The sequence below is a fragment of the Aeromonas bivalvium genome (assembly GCF_046078285.1).
GTDB lineage: Bacteria > Pseudomonadota > Gammaproteobacteria > Enterobacterales > Aeromonadaceae > Aeromonas > Aeromonas bivalvium.
In genome coordinates this window covers 977401-1001172 of record NZ_JBGXBV010000001.1, presented here as the reverse complement: position 1 = coordinate 1001172, position 23772 = coordinate 977401, and the positions used below count along the sequence as shown (strand labels likewise).

At 58.1% G+C, this 23772-nt stretch carries 20 protein-coding genes; 14 read left to right on the top strand and 6 right to left on the bottom strand.

The window, feature by feature from the left end:
* The first annotated feature begins 30 nt into the window (after positions 1-30).
* From ACEUCR_RS04550 to tesB, 4 genes are all read left to right on the top strand, one after another.
* Positions 31-771 carry a DUF969 domain-containing protein gene (locus ACEUCR_RS04550; protein WP_111873688.1) on the top strand — a complete coding sequence of 247 codons (741 nt, stop codon included), beginning with the start codon at positions 31-33 and terminating at the stop codon, positions 769-771.
* A complete protein-coding gene (locus tag ACEUCR_RS04545) occupies positions 768-1757 on the top strand; it encodes a DUF979 domain-containing protein (RefSeq protein ID WP_216823805.1) in 990 nt (329 codons plus the stop codon). Before ACEUCR_RS04550 ends, ACEUCR_RS04545 begins: the two co-directional genes overlap by 4 nt.
* Positions 1758-1849: 92 nt before the next feature.
* The gene (gene pcp / locus ACEUCR_RS04540; RefSeq protein WP_392442979.1) at positions 1850-2500 is read left to right on the top strand and encodes a pyroglutamyl-peptidase I; all 651 of its coding nucleotides are present in this window, start codon (positions 1850-1852) and stop codon (positions 2498-2500) included.
* A gap of 69 nt (positions 2501-2569) precedes the next feature.
* Positions 2570-3433: an acyl-CoA thioesterase II gene (gene tesB / locus ACEUCR_RS04535; RefSeq protein WP_408788336.1), complete on the top strand. Its 864-nt coding sequence runs from the start codon at positions 2570-2572 to the stop codon at positions 3431-3433.
* 64 nt (positions 3434-3497) lie between these two features.
* Here tesB and ACEUCR_RS04530 read toward each other — a convergent pair whose 3' ends face one another.
* From ACEUCR_RS04530 to ACEUCR_RS04520, 3 genes are all read right to left on the bottom strand, one after another.
* On the bottom strand, positions 3498-4676 hold the full coding sequence (locus ACEUCR_RS04530; RefSeq protein ID WP_408788333.1) for a dicarboxylate/amino acid:cation symporter: 1179 nt from the start codon (positions 4674-4676) through the stop codon (positions 3498-3500).
* Positions 4677-4881: 205 nt separating this feature from the next.
* Complete coding sequence (locus tag ACEUCR_RS04525) at positions 4882-5418, bottom strand: class I SAM-dependent methyltransferase (RefSeq protein WP_408788330.1); 537 nt, start codon at positions 5416-5418, stop codon at positions 4882-4884.
* A 71-nt stretch (positions 5419-5489) separates the two neighbouring features.
* Entirely contained in the window at positions 5490-6134 is a 645-nt protein-coding gene (locus ACEUCR_RS04520; protein ID WP_111873682.1) for a TetR family transcriptional regulator, read from the bottom strand.
* Between the two features lie 158 nt (positions 6135-6292).
* Between ACEUCR_RS04520 and ACEUCR_RS04515 the strand changes: the two genes are divergently transcribed.
* From ACEUCR_RS04515 to ACEUCR_RS04480, 8 genes are all read left to right on the top strand, one after another.
* On the top strand, positions 6293-7465 hold the full coding sequence (locus ACEUCR_RS04515) for an efflux RND transporter periplasmic adaptor subunit (protein WP_392442969.1): 1173 nt from the start codon (positions 6293-6295) through the stop codon (positions 7463-7465).
* Between the two features lie 17 nt (positions 7466-7482).
* Positions 7483-10632 (top strand): efflux RND transporter permease subunit, encoded by a 3150-nt coding sequence (locus ACEUCR_RS04510; protein WP_408758652.1) that lies wholly within the window; start codon positions 7483-7485, stop codon positions 10630-10632.
* Between the two features lie 744 nt (positions 10633-11376).
* Positions 11377-14544: a hypothetical protein gene (locus tag ACEUCR_RS04505; RefSeq protein ID WP_408788327.1), complete on the top strand. Its 3168-nt coding sequence runs from the start codon at positions 11377-11379 to the stop codon at positions 14542-14544.
* Positions 14545-14566: 22 nt separating this feature from the next.
* Complete coding sequence (locus ACEUCR_RS04500; RefSeq protein ID WP_408788325.1) at positions 14567-15253, top strand: hypothetical protein; 687 nt, start codon at positions 14567-14569, stop codon at positions 15251-15253.
* 10 nt (positions 15254-15263) lie between these two features.
* Positions 15264-15530: a hypothetical protein gene (locus ACEUCR_RS04495; RefSeq protein WP_130632501.1), complete on the top strand. Its 267-nt coding sequence runs from the start codon at positions 15264-15266 to the stop codon at positions 15528-15530.
* A complete protein-coding gene (locus ACEUCR_RS04490; protein ID WP_408788322.1) occupies positions 15517-16377 on the top strand; it encodes a hypothetical protein in 861 nt (286 codons plus the stop codon). Before ACEUCR_RS04495 ends, ACEUCR_RS04490 begins: the two co-directional genes overlap by 14 nt.
* The gene (locus ACEUCR_RS04485) at positions 16364-17266 is read left to right on the top strand and encodes a hypothetical protein (RefSeq protein ID WP_408788319.1); all 903 of its coding nucleotides are present in this window, start codon (positions 16364-16366) and stop codon (positions 17264-17266) included. The genes ACEUCR_RS04490 and ACEUCR_RS04485 overlap by 14 nt, the downstream gene beginning before the upstream one ends.
* Positions 17267-17315: 49 nt before the next feature.
* Positions 17316-20108 carry a hypothetical protein gene (locus ACEUCR_RS04480; protein ID WP_408788316.1) on the top strand — a complete coding sequence of 931 codons (2793 nt, stop codon included), beginning with the start codon at positions 17316-17318 and terminating at the stop codon, positions 20106-20108.
* A 180-nt stretch (positions 20109-20288) separates the two neighbouring features.
* Here the strand turns inward: ACEUCR_RS04480 and ACEUCR_RS04475 are convergent, their stop codons facing one another.
* Together ACEUCR_RS04475 and ACEUCR_RS04470 are read right to left on the bottom strand one after the other, a co-directional pair.
* Positions 20289-21212: a WYL domain-containing protein gene (locus ACEUCR_RS04475; protein WP_408788313.1), complete on the bottom strand. Its 924-nt coding sequence runs from the start codon at positions 21210-21212 to the stop codon at positions 20289-20291.
* Positions 21213-21297: 85 nt separating this feature from the next.
* Positions 21298-21585 (bottom strand): hypothetical protein, encoded by a 288-nt coding sequence (locus tag ACEUCR_RS04470; RefSeq protein WP_408788311.1) that lies wholly within the window; start codon positions 21583-21585, stop codon positions 21298-21300.
* A 9-nt stretch (positions 21586-21594) separates the two neighbouring features.
* Between ACEUCR_RS04470 and ACEUCR_RS04465 the strand changes: the two genes are divergently transcribed.
* Positions 21595-22254 carry an ADP-ribosylglycohydrolase gene (locus ACEUCR_RS04465; protein ID WP_408788309.1) on the top strand — a complete coding sequence of 220 codons (660 nt, stop codon included), beginning with the start codon at positions 21595-21597 and terminating at the stop codon, positions 22252-22254.
* 29 nt (positions 22255-22283) lie between these two features.
* Here the strand turns inward: ACEUCR_RS04465 and ACEUCR_RS04460 are convergent, their stop codons facing one another.
* On the bottom strand, positions 22284-22940 hold the full coding sequence (locus ACEUCR_RS04460) for a hypothetical protein (RefSeq protein WP_408788306.1): 657 nt from the start codon (positions 22938-22940) through the stop codon (positions 22284-22286).
* A 529-nt stretch (positions 22941-23469) separates the two neighbouring features.
* Between ACEUCR_RS04460 and ACEUCR_RS04455 the strand changes: the two genes are divergently transcribed.
* Positions 23470-23637 (top strand): hypothetical protein, encoded by a 168-nt coding sequence (locus ACEUCR_RS04455; protein ID WP_282684465.1) that lies wholly within the window; start codon positions 23470-23472, stop codon positions 23635-23637.
* Positions 23638-23772 lie beyond the last annotated feature (135 nt).

Below are 23772 nucleotides of genomic sequence, written 5' to 3'. Positions count from 1 at the left end.
GCGGCCTTCACATGGAATGGAGAAGCTCATATGGATGTAAGTCTGTTATTGCCCCTGATAGGGATCCCCGTGGTGGTGCTGGGGTTTGCGCTCAGGTTCAACCCGCTGCTGGTGGTGACGACGGCGGGGCTGGCGACCGGTCTGGCGAGCGGCATGTCGCTGGTCGCGCTGCTGGAGACCTTCGGCGAGAAGTTTCTCAACAGCCGGCAGCTGGCCACCTTTATCCTGATCCTGCCGGTGATCGGCCTGTTGGAGCAGTACGGGCTCAAGGAGCGGGCCCAGAGCTGGATCGCCAGCATCCGCAAGGCGACCTCGGCGCGCATCCTGATGCTCTATTTCGTGCTGCGCCAGGGCACGGCCATGCTGGGCTTGCTGAGCCTGGGGGGCCACGCCCAGACGGTGCGTCCGCTGATCGCCCCCATGGCGGAGGGGGCCGCGGTGCATCGCCACGGGGATCTGCCCAAGCCAATCCGCGACAAGATCCGGGCCCATGCGGCCGCCTGTGACAATGTGGCGGTGTTCTTCGGCGAAGACGTCTTCCTCGCCTTCGGGGCCGTCTTGCTGATGAGTGCCTTCCTGCAGGAGAACGGGATCACCGATATCGAACCGCTCTACATCGGCCTGTGGGGCATTCCGACCGCTCTGTGCGCCCTGCTGATCCACATGGGGCGTCTGCTCATGCTGGATGCCAGCATCGGCCGTGACCTTGCCGCCTGGCAGGCAAGGGAGCAGGCCGGAGCGGCCGACCAAGCCGTACTGGAGCGTGCATGATGAACAGTCTGATCACCATCAACGACATCTATTACCTCATCGGCCTCGTCGTCATGCTGCTGGTGGGCATGACGCTCTCTGACCGCCATAACCCCAAGCGCCTCACGACGGCCCTGTTCTGGTGCTGCTTTGGCGCCATCTTCCTGTTCGGCGATCTGCTGGTCAGCCAGCTGGGCAGCCAGATGGCCTACCGGATCGTGGGAGGCCTGGTGATCCTGATGGCCCTGCTGGCCGGCACCGGTCAGCTGGCGATGGGACGTTACGCCCAGCGCAGCGACGCCGAGCGGCAAGGGTCGGCGGCCAAACTGGGCAACCGCCTGTTCCTGCCGGCGGTCATGATCCCGGTGGCGACCGTGCTCAGCACCCTGTTGCTGGGCCATGCCAGCCTGGGGGATTACTTCGTGCTGGATCAGAAGAACGTCACCCTGACCTCCCTGGCCATCGGCACCCTGGCGGCCCTGCTGCTGGGCTGGAAGCTGACCGGCGGCACCCCCTTGCAGGCGGTGCGCGAGTCGAGACGTCTGGTGGATGCCATCGGCTGGGCCGCCATCTTGCCGCAGATGCTCGCCATGCTGGGCGGGGTCTTCGTGGTCGCCCAGACCGGGGAGTCGGTGAAGGCGGTGGTGGACTTGTTCGTCACCCCCGACAACCTGTTCCTGATGGTGGTGATCTACTGCGTGGGCATGGCGCTGTTCACCATGATCATGGGCAATGCGTTTGCGGCCTTCCCGGTGATGACGGCGGGGATCGCCATCCCGTTTCTTATCATGGGAGCCCATGGCAATCCCGCCGCCGTGGTGGCCATCGGCATGCTGTCGGGCTATTGCGGCACCCTGATGACCCCCATGGGGGCGAACTTCAACATAGTGCCCGCCGCCCTGCTGGAGCTGGACAACAAGTATCAGGTCATCCTGGTGCAGATCCCCACCGCGCTCATGATGCTGGTCTGCAACATCTTGCTGATGTACTTCCTGGCGTTTCGCTGATGTGGTCATGACGGGGGTAGCCCGCCTGGGCCTGCCCTCGCCCCTCCCCGTACCCGCTGGCCGCGCGTCGGGATAAACAGAAGGAGATGGCCATGAAGACCATTTTACTGACAGGTTTCGAACCCTTTGGCGGCGAGCCGCTCAACCCCTCCTGGGAGGCCGTGCGGCAACTCGATGGCCAGCGCCGTGGCGATCATCAGATCCGGGCGGTGCGGCTGAGCTGCGCCTTCGGCCAGGCCCTGACGGAGCTTGAGGCGGCGCTGGCGCAGCACCAGCCGGTGCTGGTGCTGGCGGTGGGTCAGGCGGGGGGACGCAGCGAGCTCAGCCTGGAGCGGATCGCCATCAATCTCGATGACGCCCGCATCCCTGACAACGCCGGGGCACAGCCCATCGACAGCCCCATAGTGGCGGATGGCCCTGCGGCCTATTTCACCACCCTGCCCATCAAGGCCATGGTGGCGGCCCTGCGTGAGGCGGGCCTGCCCGCCGCCGTCTCCCACAGCGCCGGTACCTATGTCTGCAACCACCTCTTCTACGGCCTGATGCACGAGATAGGGCGGGGCAGGCCGGGCTGCCGGGGCGGTTTCCTGCACATTCCCTATCTGCCCGAGCAGGCGGCGCGCCATCCGGCGGGCACGCCCTCGATGAGCCTGAGCCAGATAGTGCGCGGCTTGGAGGTCGGCCTCGATGCGGCGCTGCATCACGAGCGGGACCTGCGGATCTCCGGGGGAACGACCCACTGAGGGCGTGGCAATGGTTGCCTCGGCCAGGCCTCCTTGTTAGCCTCAGCGACATTGATACAGGAGAAACCAATGAGCAAGGTACTGGATGAGCTGCTGGCACTGCTGGCGCTCGAAAAAATCGAGGAGGGCCTGTTTCGGGGCCAGAGCCAGGATCTCGGCCTGCGGGCCGTGTTTGGCGGGCAGGTGATGGGGCAGGCCCTGTCGGCCGCCAAGCAGACGGTGGCCAGCGATCGCCAGGTGCACAGTTTCCACTCCTATTTCCTGCGTCCCGGCGATGCCAATCGCCCCATCATCTATGACGTGGAGAACATCCGCGACGGCCAGACCGTCTCCACCCGCCGGGTCAAGGCCATCCAGGGCGGCAAGCCCATCTTCTACCTCAATGCCTCCTTCCAGGTGGAGGCCGAGGGTTTCGAGCACCAGATTGCCATGCCGGCGGGGATCCTGCCCCCCGAGCAGCTCAAGAGCGAGCTGGAGCTGGTGCGTCCCTACGAGCAGCAGATCCCGCCGGCTTTGCGGGACAAGATCCTGTGCGAGAAGCCCATCGAGATCCGCCCGGTGACCCTGGTCGACCCCATACGTCCCGATGTGCACCAGCCCCTGCGCCACGTCTGGTTCAAGGCCAACGGCCAGATGCCCGACGATCAGCGGGTCCACAAGTACCTGCTGGCCTACGCCTCGGATTTCCACTTCCTGTTTACCGCCCTGCAGCCCCACGGGGTGTCGTACTGGGAGCCGGACATGCAGGTGGCCACCATAGACCACTCCATGTGGTTCCACCGGGAGTTCCGGCTCGATGACTGGCTGCTCTACGTGGTGGACAGCCCGAGCGCCAGCGCAGGGCGCGGCCTGGTACGCGGTCAGTTCTTCACCCGTGACGGCGTGCTGGTGGCGAGCACGGCCCAAGAAGGTGTGATCCGTCGCCGCACTTGAGGTCGGATGTCAGCCATGAAAAACGGGAGCCACTGGCTCCCGTTTTGTTTTTCGAGGTCGGCGATCAGGCCGTTTTACGCTCGGAGACGAGCTGGGTTTGCTCCCCCTGGGCGAAGCGATCGGCCCACAGGGCGATGACGCCGTCCCCGGTGACGTTGCAGGCGGTGCCAAAGCTGTCCTGGGCCAGGTAGAGGGCGATCATCAGGGCGATGGAGGCTTCGCCGAACCCCAGCATGGAGGTGAGCAGGCCGAGGGCCGACATGACGCCGCCCCCCGGGGCGCCGGGCGCCGCTATCATGATGACGCCGAGCATCATGATGAAGGGCAGCATGGTGCCGTAGCCCGGGATGGCCAGGTGCTCGGAGAGATACATGACGGCGGTGGTGCAGGTCACTAGCGTGATGGTGGAGCCGCACAGATGGATGGTGGCACACAGGGGCACGGTGAAGTTGGCGATCCCCTCGCTCACCCCGTTCTGGCGGCTGGCGCGCAGGGCGACCGGTATGGTGGCGGCGCTGGACATGGTGCCCAGGGCGGTAAAATAGGCGGGCAGCATGTTCTTCAGCAGCAGGAGCGGCGAGCGGCCGAGCGCCAGCCCTGTGCCGAGGAAGAGCAGGCACAGCCAGATCCAGTGCATGACGATGGCCATCACCAGCACCACCCCGAAGGTCTTGAGGGTGGCGAAGACGGTGCCCTCCACCGTCATCTCGATGAAGACACCGGCGATGTAGATGGGCAGCAGGGGAATGATCACCCGGGCCAGCAGACGGTCGATGATGTCGCGACCCTGATCGGCGATGCGGCGCAGGTCAGTGGCCTCGTTGGCGCTGATGCCGATGCCGAAGATGAAGGCGGCGGCCAGGGCCGACATGACCCCGAACAGCGGCGGTATCTCCATGCCGATGTAGGAGACCAGCTTGCTGGCGGGATCCGCGCTGGCGCTGGCGGCCTCGGTCAGGGTCGGGATCAGCTGGCGGGCCAGGGTGAAGGCGAAGGTGCCCGCCAGAATGGTGGAGCCATAGGCCAGGGCCACCGTCTTGCCCAGCAGCTTGCCGGAGTTCTTCGGCAGGCTGGCGATGCCGCTGGTGATGAAGAACAGGATGATGAGGGGGATGGTGAAGCCAATCAGCTGACCGATCACCGTCTTGGCGGTGAACAGCAGGCGGGCGACCCATTCCGGGGCATAGAGGCCGAGCAGCAGGCCGGCGAGGATGCCGGCGAGGAGTTTGAGCACGAGTTTCATGGGGCAGATCCGGTGTGAGTGTCTGATTTGTTATCTTATTCTGAATTTAGTGCGGCTTTTTAACACATATTCAGCGTTATGTCTGTCTACGCCTTGTTATCTCAGTGTTAAATATTGTGTGGCGCCGCCCGCCCTCCGGCAGGGCAGGCCCTGGCGCGCCGCCATCAGCAGGGTGGGCAAGGGAGTGGCGCGTCGACTCGAACGATCAGAGGGCGGTTTTTCGCAGCAGCAGATGCAGCCAGGGTGCCTGCGGCGAGCCGGGGGCGGGAGAGGTCAGACGGGGCAGGGGCGCCAGCCAGCGGCGCGTCTGGTAAAGGCCATGGGCGGCAAACCGGGGCAGGTTCTCATCCGGGCCGAGGGGCGCCGGGAGGTTGCAGTAGAGCAGGCCGCCCACCTTGAGCAGGGCGCCCAGTTGCGCCAGCAGCGCCGGCTCGTGCTCACCGCCTGGCAGCAGGTCGCAGGCCCAGATGCCGTCGAAGGGCACGACCGTGGTCAGGGTCAGGATGTCGCCGACCCGCACCGGCAGCCCGCCATGGCGGGAGGCGCGCCGGGCAGCGGCCAGATCCCGCTCGATGGCGCTGACCACATGGCCCTCCTGCTGAAAATGGCGGGCATCCTGCCCCTCGCCGCAGCCCGCATCCAGCAGATGGGCCCCGGGCGGGAGCTCGGCCAGGAAGGCGCGATAGAGGGGGGCGCGCGCGGTGCTGAGGGCGTGGAGGTCGGCGACGTCTGGCATGGGCATCTGTGGGATCCTGGGCTGGAGGCGGGGACGCATGTTAGCAAGGCCGGGGGCGGCCATGCCAGAGGGGGTTGTCACCCGGCGTCACGCGGGCGGGTGGGGGGCATGTGGCGCAGCTGGATGAACAGACAGTCGAGCAGATAATCGGCCTCACCGGCCAGGTCGATGCGTTCGGGAAAATGCAGCCAGTTGAGGATATAGCCATCCAGAGTGCAGTGGAGCAGGGTGGCGGCCCGTGCCAGATCCAGGCTGGCCGGGAGCTGGCCGCGGCGCACGGCGTTGGCGAGGGAGCGCTCCAGATCCTGGGTGAACCCCTGGGACTGCTGGCGGGTGTGCTCGCGCAGGAAGAGGGCCTCTCCCTCTATGGTCTCCAGGCTGAACATGATGGCAAACATCTGGCGATGGCCGGGATCCCGGGTGATCTTGATCAGGGCGCTGTGCAGGAAGGTACGCAATCGTCCCAGGGGGTCGGGCTCCTGGGGATCCAGGCTGGCATCGAGCTGGTGGGAGAGGGGGGCGCACAGCTCTTCCCACAGGGCGATAAACAGCTCCTCCTTGTTCTTGAAGTGCCAATAGATGGCACCCCGGGTCAAGTCCGCCACCCGGGCGATGTCGGTGAGGCTGGTCTTGGCCAGCCCCTGGCGGCAGAACAGATCCAGTGCCGTGTTCATGATGTGGCAGCGGGTCTGCTGGGCTTCTTCTTTGGTGCGTCTGACCATCTCGTTTCGCTCAGTTCCAAAAGAGTGATGTTAATAACAAAAACCAATATACATACATTCGTGAATGTATGTATATTGCCCCAACTTAGCCCATTTTACCAAGGGGACCCCGCGTTGCCCCCTGGTTATTCGCAAGCAGACAGAGGATCAGGTGCTCCATGCATAAAAATAAAATCGCCCGTTCAGTCGGGCTAGCCTTATTGGCCGCCGCCATGCTGGCGGGCTGTGGTGAGAAGGGGGTTGCCGAGGCGCCGGGGCAGATGCCTCCGACCTCGGTCGAGGTGGTTACCCTGCACACGGGCCCGTTGCAACTCACCACAGAGCTGACCGGTCGCACCGCACCGCTGCGGGTGGCCGAGGTGAGGCCCCAGGTGAACGGCATAGTGCTCAAGCGTCTTTTCACCGAGGGATCCGACGTCAAGGCCGGCGATCTGCTCTACCAGATAGATCCCTCCCTGTATGAGGCCGAGCTGGCCTCCGCCCGCGCCAATGTCGCCAAGGCTCAGGCCAATGAACGCACCGCCCAGCTCAAGGCCAAGCGCTACGAATCCCTGCTCAAGGTCAAGTCCATCAGCCGTCAGGACTATGACGATGCCCTGGCCAGCTGGAAGCAGACCCAGGCAGAGGTGATGGCCGCCAAGGCCGCCCAGCGCACCGCAGAGATCAACCTGGGTTATACCCGGATCACGGCGCCCATCAGCGGCCGTATCGGCACCTCAGCGGTGACCGAGGGGGCCCTGGTGACGGCCCAGCAGGCCAGCGCCCTGACCACCATACAGCAGCTCGACCCCATGTATGTGGATGTGCGCCAATCCACCGCCGATCTGCTGCGCCTCAAGCGCCAGGTGGCGGCGGGCAAGCTGAGCGCCGGCCAGTCCGATGACGCCAGGGTGAGCTTCCAGCTCGAGGATGGCAGCCGCTATGGCGAATCCGGCGAGCTGCAGTTCTCCGACGTCAGCGTGGACGAGACCACCGGCATGGTGGCCCTGAGGGTGATAGTGCCGAACCCGGATCAGCTGTTGCTGCCCGGCATGTTCATGCGTGCCACCCTCAAAGAGGGGGAGCGCAGCCAGGGCCTGCTGGTGCCGCAGACTGCGGTGACCCGCACCCCCAATGGCGGTGCCAATGTGATGGTGGTGACGGCGGATAACAAGGTGGAACTGCGGGACATCCAGATCAGCCGCATCATCGGCAGCAACTGGGTGGTGGAGTCCGGTCTCAAGGCGGGTGAACGGGTGATCGTCGCCGGCTTGCAGAAGGTCAGACCCGGCGCCGATGTCGCCCCCAGCGAGCAACCGGTGCAGGCGCAAGTCGCCCCGGCCAACAAGTAGGATGGAGTAGTCGCCTCATGGCACGATTTTTCATAGATAGACCCATATTTGCCTGGGTGATCGCCTTGGTGATCATGCTGGCGGGGGGCCTGGCAATCCTGACGCTGCCGGTCTCCCAGTACCCCACCATAGCGCCGCCTGCGGTGGGTATCTCTGCCAGTTACCCCGGCGCCTCCGCCAAGACGGTGGAAGACTCGGTCACCCAGATCATCGAGCAGAACATGACGGGGCTGGATCACCTGCTCTACATGTCGTCCCAGTCCGACTCTGCCGGCAATGTGTCGGTCACCCTGACCTTCAAGCCGGGCACGGATCCGGACATCGCCCAGGTGCAGGTGCAAAACAAGCTGCAACAGGCCACCTCGCTGCTGCCGCAAGAGGTGCAACAGCAAGGCATACGGGTGCAGAAGACCTCCAGCAGCTTCCTGATGGTGGCGGGCTTCATCTCCACCGACGGCAAGATGAGCAACGATGACCTCTCCGACTATGTGGTCTCCAACATCAAGGAGCCTCTGAGCCGCCTGGACGGGGTAGGGGACATCACCCTGTTCGGCAGCCAGTACTCCATGCGGGTCTGGCTGGACCCCCATCGCCTCAACCGGGTGCAATTGACCCCGACCGACGTGAAGGCGGCGATCCAGAGCCAGAACGCCCAGGTGGCCTTCGGCAAGCTGGGGGGCACCCCTTCGGTGAGCGATCAGCAATTTACCGCCACCATCATGGGCCAGACCCGGCTCTCCACCGTGGAGCAGTTCAACGACATACTGCTGCGGGTCAACCAGGACGGCTCCAAGGTGCTGCTCAAGGACGTGGCCCGGGTCGAGCTGGGGGGCGAAAACTATGACGCCGACGCGCTCTACAACGGTCAGCCCACCTCGGCGGTCGCCATCAAGCTGGCGACCGGCGCCAACGCCCTGGATACCGCCGCAGAGGTGAAGGGCAAGATAGAGGAGCTCTCCCGCTACTTCCCGAGCAACATGAAGGTGGTCTATCCCTACGACACCACGCCGTTCGTGCAGATCTCCATCGAGGAGGTGGTGCAGACCCTGGTCGAGGCGATCTTCCTGGTGTTCTGCGTCATGTATCTGTTCTTGCAGAACTTCCGCGCGACCCTGATCCCGACCATCGCCGTGCCCGTGGTGCTGCTCGGTACCTTCGGCATCATGGCGGCGTTCGGCTTCTCCATCAACACCCTCACCATGTTCGGCATGGTGCTGGCCATCGGCCTCTTGGTGGATGACGCCATCGTGGTGGTGGAGAACGTGGAGCGCCTGATGAGCGAGGAGGGGCTCTCCCCCCTGGAGGCGACCCGCAAGTCCATGGATCAGATCACCGGGGCCCTGGTGGGCATCGCCCTGGTGCTCTCCGCCGTGTTCGTGCCCATGGCCTTCTTCGGCGGCTCTACCGGCGCCATCTATCGCCAGTTCTCCCTGACCATCGTCTCGGCCATGGTGCTCTCTGTGCTGGTGGCCCTGATCCTGACCCCGGCCCTGTGCGCCACCCTGCTCAAGCCGATGAAGCACGGCGAACACGCCAGCCATCGTGGCCTGTTCGGCTGGTTCAACCGCATGTTCGACGCCAGTGCCGAGCGTTATCGCCGCGGCGTGGGCAAGGTGATCAAGCAGGGAGTTCGCTACGGCATCATCTATCTGGGGATGCTGGCGGTGCTCGCCGTCCTGTTCCTGCGCCTGCCCACCTCCTTCCTGCCGGAAGAGGATCAGGGTGTGATCATGTCCATGGTGCAGCTGCCGGTCGGTGCGACCAAACAGCGCACCGAGGCGGTGCTGGCCGAGATGCGCGACTACTTCCTCGAGACCGAGAAGGAGAACGTGGAGTCCGTGCTGACGGTGGCGGGATTCAGCTTCGCCGGCAGCGGCCAGAACAGCGGCATGGCCTTCATCAAGTTGAAAGACTGGGACGAGCGTCAGGGGGAGGCGCGCAGCGCCAATGCCATCATAGGCCGCGCCATGGGCTACCTGTTCAGCATCAAGGAGGCCCAGGTCTTCGCCTTCAACCTGCCTCCCATCCCTGAGCTGGGCACGGCCACCGGCTTTGACTTCTTCCTGCAAGACCGCGGTGGTCTGGGGCACGAGAAGCTGATGGAAGCCCGCAACCAGTTGCTCGGCATGGCGGCGCAGGATCCCAATCTGGTGCGGGTGCGCCCGAACGGGATGGAAGATACCCCCCAGCTCGACATCCAGATCGACTACGAGAAGGCGCTGGCCCAGGGGCTCTCCATCAGCGACATCAACAACACCCTGTCGGCGGCCTGGGGCTCGTCCTATGTGAACGACTTCATGGATCGCAACCGGGTCAAGAAGGTCTACATGCAGGCGGATGCGCCGTTTCGGATGAACCCCGAAGATCTCAAGCTGTGGTACGTGCGCAACGGCGAGGGCAAGATGGTGCCCTTCTCGGCCTTCGCCACCACCCGGTGGAGCTATGGTTCACCCCGTCTGGAGCGTTACAACGGCGTCCCCGCCATGGAGATCGTCGGTGAGGCGGCCCCCGGCAAGAGTACCGGTGACGCCATGGCGGCCATCGAGGCCATGGTGGCCCAGCTGCCGGAGGGGATCGGCATCGAGTGGACCGGACTCTCCTTCCAGGAGCGCCAGGCTGGCTCCCAGGCGCCGGCACTCTATGCCATCTCGCTGCTGGTAGTGTTCCTGTGTCTGGCGGCCTTGTACGAGAGCTGGAGCATTCCGTTCTCCGTCATGCTGGTGGTGCCGCTCGGGGTGCTGGGGGCCATTCTGGCCGCCACCCTGCGGGGTCTGGAAAACGACGTCTACTTCCAGGTGGGCCTGCTCACTACGATCGGGCTGTCGGCCAAGAACGCCATCCTCATCGTCGAGTTCGCCAAGGAGCTGTATGACAAGGGGATGGGGCTGGGTGAAGCCGTGGTCGAGGCGGCGCGCCTGCGCTTGCGGCCCATCTTGATGACCTCCCTGGCCTTCATCCTCGGGGTACTGCCGCTGGTCATTAGCAGCGGGGCGGGGGCGAGCAGCCGCAACGCCATCGGCACCGGCGTCATGGGCGGCATGATCAGTGCCACCGTGCTCGCCATCTTCTTCGTCCCGCTGTTCTTCGTGCTGGTGATGCGCTATTTCACCAAGCAGAAAAAGGATGAAGAGGGCGAGACCCTGCCCAGAGCGAGCAAGCAGGCGTGAGCCGGCGCGTGAAGCCGTGAATAGCAGATGCAAGAGAGGGAGGCCTGGCCTCCCTCTTTTTTTGTGGGGTCAGCGCACCCATAGCCTCAGCATCATAGGCATGGCGCCATAGAAAAAGGGCCACTTCTTGCGAAGCGGCCCTTTCCAAACGTTTGGGCTGGGGGATGTTGAATCTGACGGTTAGTTATTTGATTTTAAATAAAAACTACCAATTCAGAAAATTTCAATATGCCTAAGCGTATGCCTAACATCAGAACTTCTGCAGTAACATAGTGTTATCTGGGCTGGAATGGCCCATTGGCAGTGAAGGAAATTTTAACTCTTACCTTTCTCAAAAGGTAACTGCCTCTTGCGAAAGTTGGCGCCCTCTGTTGTATCAGTTCCTCGATTGGAAAAAAGTTTCCCATCCAAATTTGCCTATCCTACGAGCCTAGGAAACCATCACCTGCAGGTGATGGTTTTTGGATTTGACCCCCATTGAGTGGCGTGGCACAGGCTCAGATTTGCTGGCGTATTACTCACCCAGATATCGTAGTGGTACGTTTGGCCAACTTCTGCCTGAAAATGTGACATGTGAATTTATACACCCTTAAAAGGGGCAGGCATCCTCTGTATGATGGTTCCACTAGACGCTTTTTGGGTTATCGAAAAGTGATAGCGACACGCAGTTGTTCGTGAGTAGCTCATTCATGATGAGGCTATTTTGCAGATTTCTCTGTCTGAGGTTTCAAAAAAGGTAATCGCATGTCTCAAGAGACCATGATGAAAATGACGGATGTTATTCTTGGCTCAGGAAGCTACTTATTGCAGGACATCAAGTCGCTATCCGCACCAGCTTTGGCACAAATCCCATTATTGCTACCTAATCTGCGCTTGATGAGGGTCGAAGAGATCAACGACGAGAAGACCAGCGCCTATCGCAGTGCATTGGCAAATGTTTATGCGACTCTTGAGTATGAGCAGGGAATTCAGTTTGTTTATCTGCTGGATTGCAGCTTGGACGGAGTATCACTCTATTTTGGTGTCAGTCAGTTACAGCAAAATGCTGATGGTCATGAGGCATTGAAAAACTTCAGAGGTGCGCTGGAGGGTCAATTGCCTGGCATCAATCTATCCAGCCTGACTAACCATGATTGCCTTATTGAACGTCTACAACAGAGTCGTTACCAAGGGGTAGTGCTTGGTATACCAACAGGACATTCTGAAGAACAAGGTCAGCAAGAAGAGGATTTTCAAGGGATCGAACGACTGGTGCGTACTCTTCTGGTTGGTAGCAAATCTGATACACAGAATTCGGCTCGTTGGCAGATGGCGGTCGTCACTCAGCCGCTGACCCGCGATATGGCTCGTACCTATCTGGACGGTGCTTATGATCTTGCCAGCGAACTTTCTCTGTTGGTCAAAACCAGTGTGCAGGCAGGTAGCAATAATAGCGAGCAGAAAGGGGTGAGTACTAGCGTTGGAACGACGGAGGGCACCAATACGGGGCGCACCGATACCCAAGGTAAAAGTGAAGGAGCATCTGATACGAGAACTTACGGTAAAAATATTGGTACAAACTCATCTTCCAGCTCTTCAGGTACCAATAGTAGCAAAGCAGAAGGCAAAAATTGGGGTAGCAATACCAGCGTAACCAAGACAGTCGGCACTAGCTCTTCCTCCACGCAAAATGACTCGCACAGCCTGAATTACACCTCAGGCAACAATCTGGGGGTGACGAAAGAGGTCACCGACAAACGCGCTCAGCATCTGTTGGACCATATCGAAAAGTCCTTGATCCCCCGCTTGCAAAAAGGGGTGACCAAAGGGTTGTTTAGTTCAGCTATCTATGTGACGGCGGATACCGCCTCAACCTATCGTCGCCTAAAAAACACGCTGTGTGCGACATATCAAGGGGGGAAAATCACAGTCAGTCCGCTAGAGGTGCTTGATCTAAAGTCGGCCAGTGCAGCACAGATGCTGCAATTACCGCACTTGGCAGAGGATATCGATCCTAAAGCGGCGCTGTTTCACAGCGTGAATGGAAGTAAATCAACACCATTTGGCAACCTGCTGACCACAGATGAGTTGGCGCTGATTGCCGGTTTGCCACGTCATGAATTACCGGGTCTGCGGCGGCGCAAAACGGTGGAATTCATCGTTGATCTACCTCGTATCAATACCAGTGATGCCCTCGACCTGGGTGAAGTGATCGACCGGGGGCGCAGACAACGCACCAACCGTGTAAGCCTTAACAAGGCCGATTTCAACAAGCATATCTTTGTCACCGGTGTGACGGGGGCCGGTAAAACCACAACCTGTTTAAACTTGTTGATTGAGTCGGCATTGCCTTTCTTGGTAATCGAGCCTGCCAAGACAGAGTACCGAGCGCTGCATCAATACATGCCTCGCAAGGTTGATTACTACCGTCCGAATGGTGATGAACACCGTTGCCTGCGGCTCAATCCCTTTGCACTGGTTCATCCGAAACAGAAAATCAAAAGTCACGCCTCTTTTTTGCGCAATGTTTTTGCCGCAGTGTTCCCGATGGAGGCTTCCATGCCCTATCTGGTCGAGCAAGCCATTTTGCGCGCCTATGAAGAGAAAGGGTGGGATCTGTCCGATAACAGCTGTCTGTTGGGAGACAATCCGTTTGATCCCGCCCTGCGTGCCTGGCCGACCATGAGTGACATGATCCGTCAACTCGATACGCTGATCCCGGAACAGGGAATGGGCAAAGAGTTTGAAGAGAAGTATCGCGGTTCGCTGGTATCGCGGCTGACCAGTCTGACCCATGGCGTGTTGGGCGATATTCTCGATGTACCACAATCGCTAGATTTCGAGGATCTGCTGACGCGTAACGTGGTGGTCGAGCTGGAGGAGATCAAAGATGGTGAAGGCAAGGCCTTGATGATGGCGCTGTTGCTTGGCTCTATCAGTGAGGCCATTCGCTATCGTCATGGCAAAGAGAGTGCCTTTCGCCATTTGACTCTGGTCGAAGAGGCTCACCGGTTGCTCTCTCGTCCCGAACCTGGCGACAAGGCTCGCGCCATGGCGGTCGATGCATTCTCTGATCTGCTGGCAGAGGTACGCAAATACGGTGAAGGATTGATCATCGCAGATCAGATCCCGGCCAAGCTGGTGCCCGATGTTATCAAGAATACCCACACCAAGATCGTCCATCGTCTCTTTGCCGAAGATGACCGCCGCGCCATGGGTGAGGCGATGATGATGGATGATGATCAACGTGACTATCTGCCCAATCTTGCCACCGGCGAAGCCGTCATTTTCTGTGGTGGTTGGCATGGCCCGACCCACGCGATGATCCGTGCCGACTTGGCTCAGACTGATGGACAGCTACTGTCTGATGAGGATGTGGAAGTACTTGCGATTGATCTGCTGTGGCGTGAGCGGGCCAGGTATTACCCAAGCTTGACCCACCTGGGTTGGTTGAATCGTGAGGAAGACAAGGTACTTTTTGCCGACTTTGCGCGATCAACGCGCAAGGCGTTCCAACTGCTGCTCTCTGTGAATCCGAAGGTGATGACAGCCGGGAAACAGATGCCTCTCCAGCAGCAATATAAGGTTAGGGCGTTCAAGCATTGGCTCGAATATTGGCAACCTCTGGCCATCAACCGCCCTGTCACTGACGAACAGTGGGATAAGTGGGGGCAGTGCGTCAAACCTGGTCAACCCTTAACCGCCATGATGCTGGCGGTGATGCAAGATGCCAATCCCCTTGTCCGCACCAACGCCAAAATTGAGATGCCCTGGCCTTTTCCACGGGATGAAATGCCATTCTGGTGCGCTGCACTCGATGAGTTATTTGAACTGCTTGCCAAAAGCAATGCGAATGAGTTTGTGACCCAGCTGAATAAAACCTCTTCGCGTGACTTGAGCAAGATGCTTGATGTGCTTCGTTTTTATCAGTAATCAGTCTTAAAAGGAAAATCGTATGGTTTGGAGTTTTGTAAGTAGCGTAGTGAGTTCATTTGCCTCAGGGCTCAGCAGTCTGGGTAGCGCGCTCTCCTCGTTTGCCAACGGGATCAGCGCCGTGATCGGGGCTATCAGCAGCGCTTTACCGAAATTGGGTGAGGCTCTTGGTCAGTTTGCCAATGCTTTGCTGAAGGGGCTGGGTATCCTCAAACCTGATGAAGACATCGAGGAGCAAGGAGAAAGAGCCTTGCAGGCGGCAGAGCAGGGGATCACGGCCGATAAATTCGACGACTTCGATGACTATGTGGCCGCCTTGCGCAGCTTTGAGCTGGATCCGGATAAAGCGGACAAGCGTAGCCGTGCAGAAAAGCTGTCTGCGGGCATTGGCGTTGGCACTGTTGCACTTGAGAAAAAGTTTGAGCTGGAACCGGGCTCCCTCAATGGCATCTGGTTACTGCCGCTTGCCAACCCGGAATATTTTACCGCTGCACGGGTGGGGGATCTGGTGAGAGGGGGAAAATTTAGTGGGGATATCCATGCCTATCTGGAGCGTCGTCTCAGCGTGGGCGAGGGTCATCGCTTCGAAACCGCACTGGCGAATGCAGGTGGTAATGGAGATAAGCAGACGTTGTTCCAAGCCCTTGACCAAGCCTGTGATGGTTGGGCTGATATTCAGGCTAAACTGGCACAAAAAAACGAAAAATAGGGGGTTAACGATGGGATTCAAGTCACCAGTATCACCTTACGTTGAGGCTTTATCTAACTTGCTACGTCAGCCCGACCTAACAACTAGCGAGGTGATATCTATCTTGCAACGTCGGCCTGATCCCCCTCTTATCAGTGAAGAAGAGGCCTTCTTTAGTGACTTCGACGAGACCGTTGCTCGCTTGAAATCTTTTGATCTCGAAGCTGGTATTGAACAGGAGGAGATTGAGCTCTCCTCTTTGCCGACCATTGGAAACGATAAGCATGATGTCAAATAACAGCCCCGCTACGGGCACCTTGGTGTTGTTGTTGCTGCAGCACCATTTGGCGGCCTGGCAGGCCGTGCCGCAAGAACCCGTGCACGATCTACCGATTGAAGGGGAGAAAAACTGGTTGCCAACCCATGCCCGGGCCAACAGCTTGCCCCAGTCACTTGCCGATCTGGATGAACGGATCGGGTGCCAACTCCCCCTGCTGTTGATTTACGATGCAGTCAGCCAGCCCATGCTGGAAGCGGCGTTGCCTCAGTTGGTCTCTCAGCTCAAAGGGCGTAATTGGCAGGTCGTCTCATATGACAAGTTGCGCAAACGTTTTGCTATCAGCCAGCCAGAAGCTGCTTTGCCACCCCGCGACTGGATTGCTGAGCAACTGCTGCCCATGTTGCTGGCGGCTGATGACGTTAATGAGCGTGAGCGCCTGCAAGAGGTCACCCGTCATCAGCATGAGTCACTGAGTGAGCAAATGCAGCAGGAGCGACAGAGCCTGGAGCGAGAGAACGAAATCCTGCGAAGACAGATAGCTGCATTACGAACTGTCGATGCCGAGCGTTTGATCACCTTTCTGCCAGCACTTTTCCCTCGTGTGTTTAGTGTGCTCAATGGCCGGGATCTGGCCCTGTTGACCGGACGCATAGAGCCTTATGCGCTACCCAACCCTTATCCAGAGCCCAGTGAAGAGAGCCTCTTCGTATTGCAGCGCAAATTCAGGGCGCTTCCCCATGAACAGCAAGCACAGATTGTCGAATTTATGGCCGGATTACCGCAGCGACAACTTTTAAGGCCTCGTGCAGAGATGCGGGTGCTGGTGCATGAACTGGAGAACGAGGTACTAAATGGAAGAAGCTAATCCTATGGCTAAACCAGGCTTATCTGGCAAACAACAAAAACGGTTGGATGAGTTAGCTAAAGATTGGGAAGCTGAATGCAAAGGTATTTTTAGTGGTTTCAGCCTTAGTGATTTGCATTTGTTGCTACAGCATTTCGCACCATTGCAACAACTGATCCGCCAGCTGACCGTAAGTGGGGATCCTGTGCAAACGGACGTCAGGCAGCCTGTATCAACCGCTTATGGCGATGAAACCCTATCCCTAGCCCAAGAAGCTACATCTGTTAATCCGGATCAACGGGATGAGTTGGCGGCACTGTTGCAACAGGAACGTGACCTGCGAACCCAGCTCGAAAACAAACTCAGTGACGCTACCAGCCACCTGTCGCACTCGCAGCAGCAATGCCAGCGACTAGAGCAGACACTGCAGCAATTGCAACAGCAACAGCAACGCCATCATGCCGAGCTGGATGCGCTGCGCCAGTCGGGGCAATCTCCCGTAGTCACGTTGCTCTGTCAGGATGTCAGCCTGGCCACTGACCTGGGGCTCGATGGCATGGGGGCGGATGGGAGTGCCGACCTGGTGCGCTGTGTTGCCGTGCTCTCGCAGCTCGACACCATCAGGCAGCTCTGGGATCTGCTAAAAGCGCGTTGCGAACAGCAGTTGCGCCCTGCCAGCGATGGTGAGCTGGCGCTGCTTGGCAGTGCCCTAGCATGGCATAACCACAACTGGCGGCAAAAACCCTATCAGCTCTATCAGCCAGCCTTGGCTAGCGGTTTTGACTTTAATAAAGCGCAGCGCGCGCTGGGCACGCCCCCTTCTGGTGAGTCACTGCGCGGGGTCTGGTTACCCGGCATCAGTGATCACGCCGGCCGTATGCAAAAAAAAGCGCTGGTGGTCACCGGCTAACGGCCCCGCATTTAACTCATCCATTTAACGTTATGCGATATCAATCACTATGAACAACGATGTGACTACCCCGTCTAGGCATCAGCCTGACTTTATTGCGCACTATCAAGATGTGCTTGTCGATTTTACCAACTCGCTCGGCCGACATCGCTTCTGGCATATCTGCCCGCTAAACAGTGAAGAGCCTTGCGGCCTATTTGATGCCGAAACCGGGCTAAAATATCCGCCACTGCATCAGCTGGAAGCCTTTATCAAGAGCAATAATGCTCCATTTTTATTAGTGATCGATCATCAGCGGAAGCTGGTGGCGACCTTTGAAGCGAAAAGTCGTTTGCTTTGGCACTATGATGATCAAGCTTCACAGTATTCAACACTCAGTGAGAAGATAAAAAAAAATAAAGCGTTGGGATTAAGCGACTGGAAGATACCATCAACAGAAGAGTTTAAAGCCTTCTGGGCACGGCCTGGCAATCCGCATCGAACTGGGAATCGTTTACATAGCCTGTATGGTTGGTTTACTACTGAATATTACATTGATCTAGATGACTGGGCACAAAGGAATGTCAACTGGGCTGAGGGTAGAGTCTATTCTTGTTGTGACCAGTGGCCGCAACTATCAACAGCCAAAGTGATGGCTGCTTTGGTCAGTTTGCAACATTGTCTACAAACCCCAAATACCAATACTTATTTTGCACCGACCGCAGATAAGAGTTGGCAGTCGTTGAGCCATGAGGCGCTGCTGCGTGCGATTTATGACGAGGAATTCAGCCTGAAAGGGGTGGATATCCAAAAACAGTTCAGTCATCCCATTAACGAACTCTATCGACTGGACTGGACGCCATGCCGTTTGCCTGAGCTGGAAACACCGCGCCTGTCAGACCCCAATAAGGGGCTCTGGGAGCTTTGGGGGGTGGACAAGTCAGAACTCGATACCATAGGGCTGGTGGCGCGCGACCCTGCTCGCGATATCAAGCTGCACAATGTGGCTATCGACTTTGGCACCAGCAGCACTGTGGTTGCTTATTGTGACGAACACGGCGCCCGCCAATTATTGCGGATCGGGGTGCGGGACTTTTATCAGGTGCCTGAAGCGAGTCACTACGAGAATCCGACCGTGCTGGAACTCCTCGACTATCAGCAGTTTATTGCTATATGGCAACAGCAGGCCTATCGCCCGGCACTGGATTGGAGCTGGCTGCGCGCATCCCACGAGGCGAGGGAGAGCTTTAGAAGCAACCCCGGCGACACGCGGGTAATTGCTAGTATTTTGCCGCGTATCAAACAATGGGCGATGCGTTCGGAGAAGGAGCGGTTGCGCCTGAGTGACTATCAGGGGCGGGAAATGGTGCTACCGGCCCTCACCGAGCGTAATCCGGTCGCGGGCGAAGTGATGCAGGTCAATGAACAATACCCCTTTGACCCGGTCGAGCTCTATGCCTGGTATCTGGGGATGGCCATCAACTGGCGCGAACGCGGCCTCTACCTCAAGTACCATATGACCTTCCCGGCCAAGTACGAGCGTGCCACCAAAGACAAGATCCTCGCCAGCTTTCGGCGCGGTCTGCAGCGCAGTCTGCCGAACACGATGGTCAACCAGACCGAGATCTTGCGGCACTTTGAGGTGCGCGAGCTGGCCTCAGAACCTGCGGCCTATGCCGCTGCCGCGCTGCCCCAGCTCGAGTTGACGCTCGACGATGAGGGGATCGCCTATGCGGTGTTTGACTTTGGCGGCGGCACCACCGACTTTGACTTTGGTCTTTGGCGCTGGGCCAATGAAGAGGAGGAGGCTGAGGGTTATGAGCAGGTGTTTGAGTCGCTCCACTCTTCTGGCGACAACTTCCTCGGTGGGGAGAACCTGCTGGAGCATTTGGTCTATACCACCTTCCAGCAAAATCTGGATATATGCCGCACACACAAGATCCACTTCACCCGCCCCTTGGATGGTGAGCGCTTTGCGGGGGATGAAGCTTTTGTTCAACCGACCCAGGCTGCACAGACCAATACAGTGATGCTGGCCGCTGAGCTGCGCCCCTTTATGGAAGGGGGGGATGGCGAGCTCAAAGATCAGTTGAAGATTAAGTTGCTGGATGTGGATGGCCAACCACGGCAATGTGAGTTGATTCTTGATAAAAAGAAGCTGGACTTGTTACTGGCGGAGCGCATCGTTCGAGGCCTAAGAGCCTTTCTGCAAGAGCTGGCGCATGTTGTCGATCAGTTTACCGGTAAGACAGTGCATGTATTGCTGGCCGGTAATGGTAGCCGTTCCCGTCATCTTGCCAAACTGCTCGAAGTGAATGTGTTGCAATTGCTGCTGGTTGACGTGTTTGGTGAGATGCCGCCCACGCTTGAGATCCACCCACCACTGCCTATCAATGAAAAGGATCACCACTCACCCACGGCCAAAACCGGGGTAGCCCTCGGCTTGCTGCGTCTGTGCCCCGGTGAGGGGGTCAAGCTGATAGACCGAGTTCGATCATCCTGCAGTGATGAGGCACCCTTTCGCTATTATGTCGGTGGGGTTCGCCGCGGACAGTTTGATGCCAAGCTTACCCCTACCTGTGACCGGGAAGGTTGGACATTATTGGGGGCTATGCCCCAAAAGGTGTTCAAGCTTTGTTATAGCCAGAGCCCGCGGGCTAGGGGCGGGATGGCCGAGGGGGATCCCGAGCTGATGACTAGGCGTATTGATTTTCCTGCTGCACCACTTGGCGCCAAGATTTTTGTGCGAGCGCTCCAGCCCGGAATCATAGAGCTGGCCGCCGCACAGGATGAGTCGGCGCTGCCGAACAATACTATTGCTCATCAAAAGCTCGATTTGGATACTGGGTTGATGACAAGCTGAATAGGGAGTGAGGTGCCGTGATATCCTGTGGTTCCTCAATCCTGGTTGTTCATGTTATTCACCAGATCCTGACATTTTGGGTTGGATCATTGAGTCAAGGCTCCCGCCATGCCGGGAGCCTTTCTTATTTACATCTATCTTTGCCGAATATGCGGATGTCTGGGAATCCCGGTGCCAGGGCTAACGTGGCAATACCTGCAGATCCGCACTCTTGAGCTTGAAGGTACAGCCTTGCTGGATGAGCTCATCCCGATTTGCCAGCACCAGTGGGTAAAGTAGGGGATGGAGCTCATGCTCGCCGTTGTAGCTCACCTGCATTCGCTCCAGCGCGTAATGTGCTAAGGGTATGCGTTGGTTGATCAACAGCTTGTACCCGGTCATTGCATAGTCTTTGGCAATGATGGCCTGCTGCCCTTCGCTGAGACCTGGGTTGGGGATGACCACTGCAGTGACTCGGGTATTCCACTCTATGTCCTGATCACGGCCGTGAGGAGAGGCATCAAGCAGATCCGGTTCTCCGCGAAAACGGCTCATCACAAAATCCAGATATTCCCCTTTCTTCTCGCAGTAGGCCCGCACATGCCAGCGGATCCCGTCATAGACCAGGGTGTGAGGCACGATATTGCGGCCGCTCTGCTCTTCTGAACTCAGTGAGACATAGTCCACATCTACTCGTAACTGGCCTCGAGCCGCTTGTACCAAACCACGTACGATCTTCGGGTCAATATGGCGGTTTGGCACATCCAGGATCTCTATGTGGCCGTAGCGCAGGTCCATCAAGGGTAGGGTCAGAACCCCTGATTCGTGCTGGCGCTGATATTGCTTCTCCCGGTGCAGCAGCATCAGATACTCATTCACTTTGCCTTCACTAAAGCGGGGCACAAATTGCTCAGTGGGTTTATATCCCCTCAGGCTTTTGTCATAGACCAACCCCTCCGGCGAGTAGTGGGTCAGGTAGTGGTTGATATCCCGTGATGCCTGTTGGCGGCCGATACTGAAGGCGGTCATCAAATGATTGGTGGTCAGCCGTCCCTCCCACTGCAACACGATTTCCAGCAGACGAAAACGCAGGGTTTGATCCCAGGTGAGCTCTTTGGGTGCCATATGTGCTCCAAAATGCGACATGTGTATGTAACCAGTATCGGCATGAGTATACAGGCTACATATAATGAGTCCATATAAAACGGCGTCAAGAGAGTATGTCATGAATGGCAAGCAGGTTATCACCTATCCGTGTCAATCCTTGTGCCATGTGCCATGTGCCATGTGCCATATGCCATTGAGGGGGATTGTCGCCACAGCCAAAGGCGCCCTGCTCATGGCTGGTTACTTCAACCGTTCGAGCCCACAGCGTCCAGGCAGCAGCAAACAGAAGGTTATCTGATACCCCCAACGTGCTAATGCCAGCATTGCCACTACCTGAGCTGCCGGGTGGTGTGTCAGCAACGGCATGACTCATTTCAAACGCAATCGTCACTGAGGTTCTATGAATTCAACGCTGATATCGGGTCAGTCGGCCATGCCGCTGATCAAAGGGATCTGTTGCCTGTTGCCAGCCGGGCAGGCGGGCGAACTTGCTACCCTGATCGCAGAAGAACAGGGTCGGTTGGGTGCTGTGCCATTGAAGGAAACCGGGGGATCGCGTCCCTGTACTGAACTGCGCAGATTGGCACGTTTGGCTTTGCATATTGATCGGCATCGGTTGGACCGCACGGTTCTGCCCATCTATCAAGGGCGGGAGCAACTCATGGCAGGGGCCGCCGCATTGCTGGATGACGATATGACGCTTGCATGTGGTGATGCCATGCGGTTACTGGCATTGCAGCTCGACAAGCTGTTGAGGGGAGGCCGTGGCAGCGCACAGGCCAAACTGGACGGGTTAACCCTCAGTGTGATGGAGCAAAGAGCGCTGGCCGCCCAGTCCCCTAACACCGGTGCTGTGGTGCGGGGGAGCTGGCGCCGAAAATCACGTAATCAGCTTGGCCGAGGCAATTGGCTCGATGTGGTCGAAGCGGCGCTCTGGTGTTTTTGGCATAGCGACACCCTGCAAGATGGCGAAGCCCTGCTTGGTGCACTGCTGGGTGCAGATATCCGAGTGCGTGTTGTTTATGGCATGTTGGCGGGGGCCTTTTACCTGGCGGATTAGGCCAAGCTCCGTAACCCCTTAGTGACGGATTAATTCGTCATTTCCACCACTGGATAACAGGCGTCCCCCCACAGGGTTTGTGGATGGGCCATCATCAGCGCGATGATCACCGGGATAAGCTTGCCTAACAGGTTTGCACAATCTTTAAGTTGCTTGCGATTGACCGAACTATTCCAGGTGGCGCCGCCATGCATTAATTGATTGCGCAGAGTATAGAGACGGTTAAAAACGACACCCAGCAACTGCGGTGTATTGCCGCTTGCCAGTGCCTGGGATGCCATTTTCTTGCCCAGTGCCAGTCGTTCCTTCCACAGTGTTTCGCTTATCTTGCCACTGTGAAAATCCCAGAAGCCTTGTAGTACAAAAGGGGTATCCAGCAAAATACGGATACTCCCAGAAAACTCCTGCCACACGAGCTGCTCGATCTGCCTGTGCTCATCCAGCTCGCACAGTTTTTCCAGAAAGCCTTTGAAGGTTTCCTGCTCTGACAAGCGGCGATTGTCATCGATTTCGGTAGCATAAGCGGCGTTGAACGCAATCCAGAGAAAGATGAAGCGGCCATCTTCATCTTCTGCCATCTCCGCCCGCTGCAGCCAGCTCAATGCGCGATGCACACGCAACTTTAGGTTGGCAGGTGAGTGTTCACGCAGCGCCCGGTGACGAGTTTTCAACTGTTCAAAATTCAATGACGATCTCCTTCTCAATCAGATGAATAGCTAGCTTCTGTAACCATGACCCCAGCACACGGCATCTCTGCGACCTCAACGGGCTTGTGACGAACTGGCTGGAATAGCAAGGGGTAATAACAGCGGTTACTTTCGGATGACATCCTTCAGCTTAGCGATGGTCAGATCCACCAGGGTGGCCGGCGCTTGCTCAGGTGGTGCATGGTTACACTCGGGGCATGTTTCGAACCAGCTATGGCCGCGTACCAGTACGTCACTCTTGGGGGCAACCGTCTTGTGCCAGCCGCATTGAGGGCAGCGAAATGTCGTCGGAGGCGGGGGAATTGGCATGGCATTCCTCAAACTAAAACAAGTTCCATTTTGGTCCAGCATACCATGCCTGAATCTTGATGAGTGTCGCTGTTCTCACAGATCTTAACGAGGTATAGCGCCTGCCTGAAAACACGACATGTGCAAAATCCCAGTATCGAAGCAGCCAGGGGGGATGGGTATAGTCAAGCTGACTTCCTCCACCTAAGGGAGGAGTTGGATGATGAACGGTCAAACTTGCTTACCGGGAGCTGTGCGCCGGGTATTGTTGGTGGCGCTGCGGCTCGGGCTATTGCCCCTGGCGGTGCTGGCAGCCAGTTGCACCTATCGGGAAGATGCATTGGGCAATACTCGTTATCAGTGTGACGATGGCAAGCGCGGTGCCTAGCGCGAGAATGCGTTCGGCAATATCAAAGACTCTGGCATCGGCATCACTTGGTGCAAAGACAGCTTCGGGACTCTGCGCGCTTCTGATGGCACCGTTTGCCGCACCAACTCCCAGGGTCTTCTCAGGTGTGATGTG

What these genes read in the sequence shown, in the direction of transcription:
- ACEUCR_RS04550 (WP_111873688.1), top strand. Translation starts at nt 31, where the DNA reads ATGGATGTAAGTCTGTTATTGCCCCTGATAGGGATCCCCGTGGTGGTG.
- ACEUCR_RS04545 (WP_216823805.1), top strand. Translation starts at nt 768, where the DNA reads ATGATGAACAGTCTGATCACCATCAACGACATCTATTACCTCATCGGC.
- pcp (WP_392442979.1), top strand. Translation starts at nt 1,850, where the DNA reads ATGAAGACCATTTTACTGACAGGTTTCGAACCCTTTGGCGGCGAGCCG.
- tesB (WP_408788336.1), top strand. Translation starts at nt 2,570, where the DNA reads ATGAGCAAGGTACTGGATGAGCTGCTGGCACTGCTGGCGCTCGAAAAA.
- ACEUCR_RS04530 (WP_408788333.1), bottom strand. Translation starts at nt 4,676, where the DNA reads ATGAAACTCGTGCTCAAACTCCTCGCCGGCATCCTCGCCGGCCTGCTG.
- ACEUCR_RS04525 (WP_408788330.1), bottom strand. Translation starts at nt 5,418, where the DNA reads ATGCCCATGCCAGACGTCGCCGACCTCCACGCCCTCAGCACCGCGCGC.
- ACEUCR_RS04520 (WP_111873682.1), bottom strand. Translation starts at nt 6,134, where the DNA reads ATGGTCAGACGCACCAAAGAAGAAGCCCAGCAGACCCGCTGCCACATC.
- ACEUCR_RS04515 (WP_392442969.1), top strand. Translation starts at nt 6,293, where the DNA reads ATGCATAAAAATAAAATCGCCCGTTCAGTCGGGCTAGCCTTATTGGCC.
- ACEUCR_RS04510 (WP_408758652.1), top strand. Translation starts at nt 7,483, where the DNA reads ATGGCACGATTTTTCATAGATAGACCCATATTTGCCTGGGTGATCGCC.
- ACEUCR_RS04505 (WP_408788327.1), top strand. Translation starts at nt 11,377, where the DNA reads ATGTCTCAAGAGACCATGATGAAAATGACGGATGTTATTCTTGGCTCA.
- ACEUCR_RS04500 (WP_408788325.1), top strand. Translation starts at nt 14,567, where the DNA reads ATGGTTTGGAGTTTTGTAAGTAGCGTAGTGAGTTCATTTGCCTCAGGG.
- ACEUCR_RS04495 (WP_130632501.1), top strand. Translation starts at nt 15,264, where the DNA reads ATGGGATTCAAGTCACCAGTATCACCTTACGTTGAGGCTTTATCTAAC.
- ACEUCR_RS04490 (WP_408788322.1), top strand. Translation starts at nt 15,517, where the DNA reads ATGATGTCAAATAACAGCCCCGCTACGGGCACCTTGGTGTTGTTGTTG.
- ACEUCR_RS04485 (WP_408788319.1), top strand. Translation starts at nt 16,364, where the DNA reads ATGGAAGAAGCTAATCCTATGGCTAAACCAGGCTTATCTGGCAAACAA.
- ACEUCR_RS04480 (WP_408788316.1), top strand. Translation starts at nt 17,316, where the DNA reads ATGAACAACGATGTGACTACCCCGTCTAGGCATCAGCCTGACTTTATT.
- ACEUCR_RS04475 (WP_408788313.1), bottom strand. Translation starts at nt 21,212, where the DNA reads ATGGCACCCAAAGAGCTCACCTGGGATCAAACCCTGCGTTTTCGTCTG.
- ACEUCR_RS04465 (WP_408788309.1), top strand. Translation starts at nt 21,595, where the DNA reads ATGAATTCAACGCTGATATCGGGTCAGTCGGCCATGCCGCTGATCAAA.
- ACEUCR_RS04455 (WP_282684465.1), top strand. Translation starts at nt 23,470, where the DNA reads ATGATGAACGGTCAAACTTGCTTACCGGGAGCTGTGCGCCGGGTATTG.